The sequence below is a fragment of the Desulfosarcina sp. genome, assembly GCF_041551955.1.
Lineage (GTDB): Bacteria > Desulfobacterota > Desulfobacteria > Desulfobacterales > Desulfosarcinaceae > Desulfosarcina.
In genome coordinates, this window is sequence record NZ_JBFELV010000163.1 from 1 (window position 1) to 9,857 (window position 9,857).

Annotated in this window: 4 protein-coding genes; 3 read left to right on the forward strand and 1 reads right to left on the reverse strand. The window is 57.4% G+C overall.

Going from position 1 to position 9,857, the window contains the following annotated elements; genetic code table 11:
- Positions 1 to 754: glutamate synthase (locus ABYV26_RS13460; RefSeq protein ID WP_372681799.1), on the reverse strand; the 754-nt coding region annotated here is incomplete at its 3' end.
- Positions 755 to 1,167: 413 nt separating this feature from the next.
- On the opposite strand from ABYV26_RS13460, the gene glnE reads away from it, so the two are divergent.
- From glnE to ABYV26_RS13475, 3 genes are all read left to right on the forward strand, one after another.
- A complete protein-coding gene (glnE, locus tag ABYV26_RS13465; protein WP_372681801.1) occupies positions 1,168 to 4,077 on the forward strand; it encodes a bifunctional [glutamate--ammonia ligase]-adenylyl-L-tyrosine phosphorylase/[glutamate--ammonia-ligase] adenylyltransferase in 2,910 nt (969 codons plus the stop codon).
- A 15-nt stretch (positions 4,078 to 4,092) separates the two neighbouring features.
- Positions 4,093 to 8,166: a response regulator gene (locus ABYV26_RS13470; RefSeq protein ID WP_372681802.1), complete on the forward strand. Its 4,074-nt coding sequence runs from the start codon at positions 4,093 to 4,095 to the stop codon at positions 8,164 to 8,166.
- A gap of 58 nt (positions 8,167 to 8,224) precedes the next feature.
- The coding region (locus tag ABYV26_RS13475; protein ID WP_372681804.1) for a diguanylate cyclase at positions 8,225 to 9,857 on the forward strand (1,633 nt) is incomplete at its 3' end.

The following is a 9,857-nucleotide window of genomic DNA, read 5'->3' on the forward strand; positions in this document are numbered from 1 at the left end:
TATCCAGCCCCAACCGCGTCTGGGTGTAGTGCAGGATGTGGGTGAAAACCTCGGAGTCGCTCTGGTAGCCCGAGTCCCCGGGAAAGTTGCGCGACAGAATAAACTCCCGTATAGGGGTGAATGCCGTGCATTCCCCGTTGGTCATGGAGGCATAGCCCTGGATGAAAAACGGGTGGCAGGCATACAGGTTGATGGCATAGTTGGTGTTCTGCCGGCCCTGGGCCATAATGACCCGGGCGTGCAGTTCCTTGCGGTCCAGCTTCAGGTAGTTGGCCACCTGAAGCGGGTCGCCGATCTCCTTGAGCATAATCACGTCCGGCCAAAAAGAGAAAACGATCATATCGTGCTTCTCCTCACCCATGGCCCGCAGCCGCAGGCGAATCTCCAGTAGCTTTTCATAGAGCGCCGTCTGGGTATAGTCATCCCACTCTTCGGGGTATTCATAGGCGCGAATCAAGTAGATGTCCCGCTTGGGAACCCCTGGGGGTGGGTTTTTGGGGACCTTGATGGTAATTTTGTATTTGGTCATGAACCCGATATCCATCATGAAGGCATCCAGCCGCCGCAGGCCGGCTTCGCTGAATATACCGGACAAAATGGGTGCGTCCTTGATCTCCTCGAAGGGCCCTCCCAGGTCACGCAGAAACAGACCGACACCGGATCCGTCGTGGCCCTCCCGCATGACGTCCATGGCTTCCAGGGCAATCATGGGAGAGACGGGGATCTCACTGGTCATGGCAAACAGTCGGCACATGGTTGATACACTCCTTTGGCTGCCGTAGTAAAAAGGCCGTCATTGACCTGTCAATGACGGACCGGGGTGGAACAAAAAAGCAAATTATGTACCATAATATAGAACTCACTGAAATCCAATCGCATAATAGATAAGCGAATCGGCCTGATCAATGCCTGTAAGGCATGTTTTTACATTAGTGCAATTTTATTGCGCATCAAATGACAATATTGTAAAATTCGAGACTGTCGGTTAGAGGGAATCGTAACCTATCGAAAAAATACTGATCTTGGCAAATTTTGGCAAATCTGGTAAGCATTCAGGGGATGTCGATGAAGACCTCAACCGCTGAACGCTGAACCGGTGAACGACTGGGAAAGTTGCAACCCTTCGGCCATCGTTGCCGCAACCCAATACAGGATATCTCCCATACCATGGAACCCCCCCCCACCGAATTCCTGGACCCCCGTCAGCAGGAACAATGGCTCACTTTCTGCCAAGAAGCCCGGGCCGCCGACATGCGCTTTTCCCATGCCTCGGTCGGCGCACGGGCACTGGCAACCGCCTTTGACTTCAGTGAATTCGTTTCCGCCAGCTGCATTCGTCACCCGCACATGGCCTTGGATCTGATCGACAGCAAGGATCTTTTAAACCCGTACGCGGGCGGCCGCATGGCCCACCGCCTGGCGGCGCTGCTCCTGCCGCTGGCAAAGGCAGCTCCGGACATCCCCATGGACGGCCTGCTGGCAATGATCAAAACCACACTGCGAAAATTTCGACGACAGGAAATGGTGCGCATCGCCGTGCGGGACTTGGCCGGTCTCTGCGATCTGGACGACACCATGGCCGATCTGTCCACCCTGGCCGCGGCGGCCATCGATGGGGCCCTGAGTCTGCTGTTCGACCGCATGTGTGCAATCGATGGGGTTCCCGAGGACGACGCCGGCAACTGTCAGCGCCTGGTGGTGATCGGCATGGGAAAGCTAGGTGCCGGTGAACTCAATTTTTCCTCAGATGTGGACCTGATATTCACCTTCCCAGCCAGGGGTGAAACACGGGGCGGCCAACGTCCCCTGTCCAACGAAACCTTTTTTACCCGGCTGTGCCGATACCTAATCCAGGCCATCGGCGAAAACACCGCCGACGGCTTTGTCTTCAGGGTGGATACACGGTTGCGGCCTTATGGCGACGGGGGTCCGCTGGTCATGAATTTCGATCATATGGAAGACTATTACCAGTCCCAGGGCCGTGAATGGGAACGCTACGCCCTGATCAAGGCCGATGTGGTAGCCGGCGACAAGGACGCAGGACAAAAGCTGCTCCGCCGCCTGCGGCCGTTCGTTTATCGGCGTTACCTCGATTTCGGCGTGTTCGAGTCGCTGAGGGAGATGAAGCAAAAGATCACTGCCGAGGTGCGCAGGAAAAAACTGCACGACAACATCAAGCTGGGCAGCGGCGGCATTCGGGAAATCGAGTTCTTTGGACAGATGTTCCAGTTGATCCGGGGCGGCGTTCTGCCGGCGCTCCAGGAACCGGCAATCCAGACCGTGCTGACCACGCTGGGCAAAGAGGGGTTTGTGCCCCTGCCGGTTTGTCGGGAACTCACCCAAGCGTATCGCTTTTTAAGAAAAACCGAGCACCGCCTCCAGGAGGCCAACGACCAGCAGACCCATGCGCTGCCGTCGAACCCGCTCGCCCGTTTGCAGCTTGCCCGGTCTATGGGATTGGACACATGGGACGACTACCTGCAGGTTCTCGATGGCCATCGCCAGGGGGTTCGGTCGCATTTCGACGGCCTGTTGGAACCCGTGGCCAAAACCACCGCCAATGGCGGTACCAGCCAGGCGGTTGCGGATATGGCCGATGCATGGTCCTCTTCCATGACAACCGGTGAGCGTCGTCGGCTCCTTGAAACGGCAGGGTTTCAGGACAGCGATGCCGCCGCCAGCCTTCTGGAAGCCTTTAAATCGGAACCGGCCACCCGATCCCTGAGCAGCTCGGGAAAGCGCCGTCTGGACCGTCTGATCCCGCGGGTATTGAAGGCAGCCGGCGGTTGCGACGATCCCGAGACCGTATTGGATCGCGTGCTGCAGCTGCTTAAGCGCATTCAGCAACGGATCAGCTACCTCTCCCTGCTTCTCGAATACCCCGACGCAATGACCCATCTGATTCGACTGGTCAGCGCCAGCCCCTGGATTGCCGACTTCCTGAGCCGTCACCCGGTAGTCCTGGATGAGCTTTTGGACCCTCGCACCCTTTACGCTCCCCCCGGACCCGATGCGCTGCGCACCGGGCTATCCCGTCAGTTGGCCACCGTGCCGGATGACGATCCGGAATACCAGATAGAGGCTTTGTGCATCTTCCGCCAGATCAACACCCTGAGAGTAGCGGCGTCGGACATCACCAATGTGCTGCCATTGATGAAGGTCAGCGATCATCTGTCTTGGATTGCCGAAACGATCCTTGACAAGGTGGTGGACATTTCTTGGAACCACCTGGTGGAGAAACATGGCCGCCCGTCATGCACCCTGAATGGTCAGACCTGCGAACGGGGATTTACCGTCATCGGCTACGGCAAACTCGGTGGGTTCGAGCTGGGATATGGATCGGACCTGGATCTTGTATTTCTCCACGCGGCCGACCCCGGGGAAACCATCGGCGGCAATCATCCCATCGACAACACCCACTTTTTTTCCCGGCTGGGTCAACGGGTGGTCCATATGCTCTCCACCCACACGGCCGCCGGCACCCTTTACGAGACCGACATGCGACTGCGGCCCAACGGCGCTTCAGGGCTGTTGGTCAGCCATGTCGACGGATTCAACACCTACCAGATGGACGAAGCCTGGACCTGGGAGCACCAGGCCCTGATCAGGGCCCGCCCCATCACCGGGGACGCTGTGCTGAAAAATGCCTTTTCCACCATTCGCCGCCAGGTGCTCTGCCGACAAAGGGATCCGGAAAAGCTGAAGGCAGCGGTGCGGGAGATGCGCGAACGCATGCGCGAAAATCGTCTGTCGGCCGGACCGAACCAGTTCGACATCAAAGAGGACATCGGTGCAATGGTGGACATCGAGTTTTTGGTCCAGCACCTGGTATTGCGGCACGCGGCCAACCATCCGGAAATCTCGCGCTGGACAGATAATGTACGCCTGCTCCAGGCACTGGCCGAAACCGGTATCGTGGACGGGGTAACGGCCTACCGGCTCCGGCAGGCCTACCTGATTTTCAGGGCCGTTGTTCACCGGCTCAATCTGCAGGAACGCTCCCCCCTGGTCGATAGCCATCGGTTCGAACACCTGAGGGATATAGTTCGGCGCTTCTGGCAGCAGACGCTAAATTAAAGAAAGGCCTTTGCCATGGAAGCCAAGTCTCCTGAACGGTTGCTTCCCTTCAACCTGAATCTGGTGTTTCGCCGAGGCTTGGGCCGGCAGCTGCTGTTGTTTGGTTTGGGCCTTGCCATGGTGCCCATGGCCCTGGTTGCATGGCTTAGCTACCAAACGGCCCACCAACGCCTGGATCATGAAGTCCGCCAGAACATCCGTATCGTCGCCGAATTGAAAAGCCGTCAGCTTCAACGGTTTGTCGATGACCGGTTGGCAGAAGCCGACAAGCAGGGTCGCCAACGCACCACGCTATCTTTTTTCAACACCCTGGTTAGAAGGCACGCGGCGGCTGAAGAAACGGTCTCCGAATTTGTTAGCAGCGTTCCCTGGGCCATGGCCACCTCCGCTTTCGGAGCCGACATGGAACTGCATGCCAACCTCTACGGCTACAGTGATATCCTGGTGGTTGATCCGGTCGGGAATATTCTGTTCTCCAGCGCCAGGCACAAAGACCTTGCAGAGAACCTGAATCAGGGTGGGTTGGCGAAAACCCGCTTTGCCGAGGCCTTTCGCAGAACCCTGGACTCAGGAAATCCAAGTTTTGCCGGTTTTGAGCGCTATTCCCCGGCCGGCGATACCGAAATGGCCTTCGTCACCGCCCCCATTCGCGGTGAAAACAGCCCGCCCGCTGGCGTGATTGCCTTTCAAATTCCGCTGAGTACCGTCCAACCGATGGTGGAGGCGCCCGTGGGGCTCGGGACAGGCTCGCAGATGTATCTGGTGGATTCGGACCTGACGATGCTGGCCGGCGCCACCGGGTCGCCGCATCTTTACACCGGCGTCAGGGTGGACACCGCGCAAACGCGGTTGTGGCGGAAAAACCAGTCTGATGATGGATTCCCGTCGTCCGCGGAGGAGCCATTTGCCTACGCAGGACCGGCCGGCAACCCGGTCATCGGCACCCATGCACAGATACGTCTCGGCAATACCCTTTATGCCTTGATTGTGGAAATGGAGACGGCGGCGGCCTTCGGTGCCATCCATCCCCTGCGGGCGGCCATCTTTACCATCGTGATCCTGACGGGGGTGGGGGCGCTGGTGTTATCCGCGATCCTGGCGCGAAGCATCCTTGAACCGGTGCGCGATCTTTCCCGACATGCATCGATGGTCCAACAAGGCCACTTCGACCATGACATGCATGTCGCAGCCAGCCATGAAATCGGTGAACTGGCAGCATCCTTCAACAGCATGATCCAGCATCTCAAAACCCAAAACAGCACCTTGTCGCGGTTCATATCCGGTTTGGCCAACCTGCACCGGTTGGTCGGCGATGGCCAGACGTTGGCGGAGTTGTCTCTCGCCTCGCTCGAATTTCTTTGCGATTTTCTCGATCTGTGTCAGGCAGACTTTTTTATCATGGATGACCAGGGCGAGCTGAAATGCATCAGCCGCTTTCCGGGCCATCCCGATGGGGAAGGGCAACCGATCTTCGACGCGAAGGATGGGTGGATCGGTCAGGCGGACCAACTAAAAACCATCACGATTTTCCACAAGGAGCCAATCAACGGATTGGTGTCGCCTGTTTCTGAACCTGACCTGGCCAATCTGATCGCCGCTCCGTTGATGTGGCGGCAAACCGTCAAAGGGGTTCTGGTGTTGATGAAAACAGGCGTATTTAGCCGACCTGATTATCATTTCGTAGAAGCGGCGGCGCCGGTCATTGCCGTTGCGGTCGACGCCGCTTCTACCCGGCAGCAGGAGGAAGCCCTACTGGAGCAGACCCGGAAACAGGCTCAGCGATTGAAGGCGCGTGAAGCGTCGCTCGAAGAAAGCACGCACCAAATGCAGTTGCAAAGCCGTGCTTTTCAGGCTTCCGAGGAAAAGCTTCAGTTCAAACAAATGGAGTTGGAAGCCGCCAACGCACAAATGGTGAAAAATGCTGGCGATCTCGAAGCTCACATGGCCATCCTGGAAAAACAGAAATTGGACATGGAGAAACAAAACACCGAGCTGGAGAAAACGCACCTGGAACTGGCGGAAAAAGCCCGGCAGCTTGAGATTTCAAGCCGCTATAAAACGGAGTTCATGGCCAACATGTCCCATGAGCTCAGAACGCCGCTCAACAGCATCCTGCTGCTCTCCCGGCTGCTTCTGGAGAACAAGGAAAATAACTTGACCACCAGGCAATTCGAATTCGCCCAAACCATCCACTCGGCAGGAGAAGACCTGCTGAACCTGATCAACGAAATTCTGGATCTGGCCAAAGTGGAATCAGGGAAAATGGAGGTGGAGCTTCAAGCGGTATGGGTCCAATCCATAGCCGACGCCATTCAGGTAAGTTTTGCACCCCTGGCCGAGCAGCGCGGCATCCGGTTTACCATCCGTGTGGCATCGGACGTACCGGAACGATTGATCACCGACCGCAAGCGCGTCGAACAGATCATCAAGAATTTTCTCTCCAATGCCTTCAAGTTCACTGCCAGGGGAACCATCCACCTGGAATTCACGGTTTCCCGCGAACTGGTCATTTGTCGGGGTGCCGATGACGCCGGTGACCATGGATGTCTGGCCATCAGTGTCGTGGATACGGGAATCGGTATTCCGGCGGCCAAGCAACAGATGGTGTTTGAGGCTTTCCAGCAGGTAGACGGCTCCACCCGGCGCAAGTATGGCGGCACCGGATTGGGCCTTTCCATTTCACGGGAACTGGCCCGAATGCTGGGGGGAATCATCACGCTCGAGAGCGAAGATGAGCAAGGCAGCCGGTTTACGCTTCACCTGCCTATCATCCCACTGCCCGAAAATGAACCGGCGGTGATTCGCACCGACCCTTTCGGGCGCTCCGCCACCCAGGCGGCGGCGTCCCCTTCCTCAACGGGTGAGACCGAATCGACCCCGGGAGTGGATCCGGTTCCGGATGATCGCCATCGGCTGGCCCCCGGGGACCGGTGTATTCTCATCATCGACCCGGATCCAGGCACGACCGAAACAATCAAAGACCAGGCTTACCTAAAGGGTTATAAAGTTCTGGTGGCCGAGCAATTCCAAACCGGCCTTCATTTCGCCGATTACTATCTCCCTGCTGCCATTTTCCTAAACCTCGGGCTGACCGATGCGCACGGCTGGACGATGGTTCACCGAATCAAGGCCAACCCCGGCAGCAGACACATTCCCGTCTTCACTTTCGCTCTGCCGGCCGATGACTTCCACGCGGCGGTTCACGGGGCGGCAGGCCACGTGAACGACCCGGTCACCCCCCTTCAGCTGGAGGCGGCGTTTCAGCGGATCCACCATCTGCAATCGACCCAAGATCGAACGATCCTCGTGGTCGCCCCGGATCCGGATGCCGCCGGCCAGATCACCGACGCTGTCGGCGGCAAAACGATACACATCATGGCCGCGGCCACTGCTGCCGAGGCAAAAACGGCCCTGAAAACGGGAGTCGCTCATGCCGTGATCCTACACCCAGCCTTAGATGCCGCCGAGCAGCACGGTTTTCTAACCGCCATGCGAAACGATCCGATGCCGGTATTTCTCTACCCGGGGGCTTCACTGGACATCCAACCTGCAGGCGGTGTCGAGCCATTTTCGGCAGTCGTTAATCTCGAGGCAATCGACGCACCGGATCGGCTGCTTCAGGCGCTGGTTTCGCGTCTCCATCTGCTGCCTGATGCACTGGAAGCGCCTCATCGCGATCGGCTTCTGGCCGCAGACAACCGCCTGTCCGGGTTAAAGGGTCGCAAAGTACTCCTGGTAGATGACGACATGCGAACGGTGTTTGCCGTATCCAATGTTCTGGAGGACCAGGGAGCAGAAGTGTTCACCGGAAAATCCGGCAAGGAAAGTCTTGACAAACTGGACGGGTTTCCGGACATTGATCTCGTTCTTATGGATGTCATGATCGCCGACGTGGACGGCTATCAGGCCATTCGGGAGATTCGACGCCGGGACCGCTTCAAGGCCCTGCCCATTGTGGCCCTGACGGCCAAAGCCATGCAAGGAGACCGATCCAAGTGCATCGCCGCCGGTGCCGACGATTACCTGGCAAAACCGGTGAACCTGGATAAATTGACGTCCATGCTAAAGATCTGGATGGCCCCGCACTGACCGATCCGGAAAGTATCGCCGCATCGGCTTCCGTTGAGCGAACCCACAGGACGCGACCATGTCATCAGATGAAAAGATAAAAATCCTGGTAGTCGACGACCGGCCCGAGAATATCATGGCCATCGAAGGCGTCCTCGAGCGACCGGAGCTGTCCATCATTACCGCCACATCCGGCAACGAAGCGCTTGGACTGGTTCTGGAACACAACTTCGCCCTGATCCTCCTGGATGTTCAGATGCCGGGTATGGATGGCTTTGAGGTGGCTGAACTGATGCGGGGCAGCGAAAAAAGCCGCCATATCCCCATCATTTTCCTCACGGCCATAAGCAAAGACGACACCCACGTCTTTGCCGGCTATGAGAAAGGTGCGGTGGACTACCTGTTCAAACCGCTGGATCCGCTCATTCTGAGAAGCAAGGTCAATGTCTTTGTCGAATTGTTCCAGCAGCGAAAAAAACTTCAGCAGAGCAATATAGAGTTGAGCCGCACGGTGGCGGAACTGGAAGCCGTCAACCGCCAGATCCGTGAGCAGCAGAAATCGGTGATCGAGGAGGAGCGCCTGAAGGTTCTGCTTCAGATGGCCGGTGCCACGGCCCACGAACTGAACCAGCCGTTGATGATTCTGATGGGAAATGTTCAACTGATGGAAATGGAAGGCAACATCCCGGCCCACCTGGCCGGCCGGGTAAGTAAAATAACGGAAGCCGCCACCCGGATTTCCGACACGGTCAAAAAGATCCAGACCCTGCGCCACGACCAACCTAAAACCTACGCCGGCGGGAAAACCATCCTCAACCTGGACCAGCATGTCTCTATCCTCGCCATCGAGGACAAAGATAATGATTTCGCCAAAGTCAGAAAAATCCTGAAGGATCACCCGCAACTGACATTGACCCGCGTGAAATCCATCCGGGACGCGTTCAGCCGTCTGGACAAGGATAGGTTCGATCTCATCTTTCTGGATTACCTGCTCCCCGACGGCACCGGCCTGGACTTTCTGGAAGCCATCAACAACAAGGGGATGGAGATACCGGTGGTGGTTATTACCGGCCAGGGAGACGAGCTGATCGCCTCCCGGATCATCCAGGCCGGTGCCTACGACTATCTTCCCAAAGCCAAGGTGAGCGGCAAGGCGCTGCTGCGTATCATCGCCAATGCCCTTGAAAAGGCCGGTCTGAAGCGGGAGATGCGCATGGCTCAGGAGAAGCTGGCGGAGATGTCCGTGCGCGATGAATTGACCGGTATGTTCAACCGGCGCTATTTTCGGGAAGCATTGGAACGGGAAATCTCCGGTGCGCAGCGTTACGGCCACGGCCTGGCGCTGTGCATGATCGATCTTGACCATTTCAAATGGGTCAATGACAACCACGGTCATCTGTGCGGGGACCGGGTACTCCAGGAGTTCGGAAGGTTGCTGAATGACAGCATCCGCAAATATGATGTGGGTTGTCGCTACGGCGGCGAGGAGTTTGCCGTCATTCTCCCGGACACCGCGCTGGATAGAGCGTCAGCCCTTTGCGAGCGGTTTCGTGAGCGGGTGAAGGAGCACGAATTCACCTACGAGGAACTGACCCTTCACATCACCACCAGTGTGGGGGTCGCTGCCCGGCCAGCCGGTGGTATAATCACCGGCAAACAGCTGGTGGATCAGGCTGACAAAGCCCTGTACCAGGCCAAAAGCCAGGGGAGGA

Bases quoted from the DNA above. Each gene is read 5' to 3' on its own strand.
- glnE (WP_372681801.1), top strand. From the start codon at position 1,168: ATGGAACCCCCCCCCACCGAATTCCTGGACCCCCGTCAGCAGGAACAA.
- ABYV26_RS13470 (WP_372681802.1), top strand. From the start codon at position 4,093: ATGGAAGCCAAGTCTCCTGAACGGTTGCTTCCCTTCAACCTGAATCTG.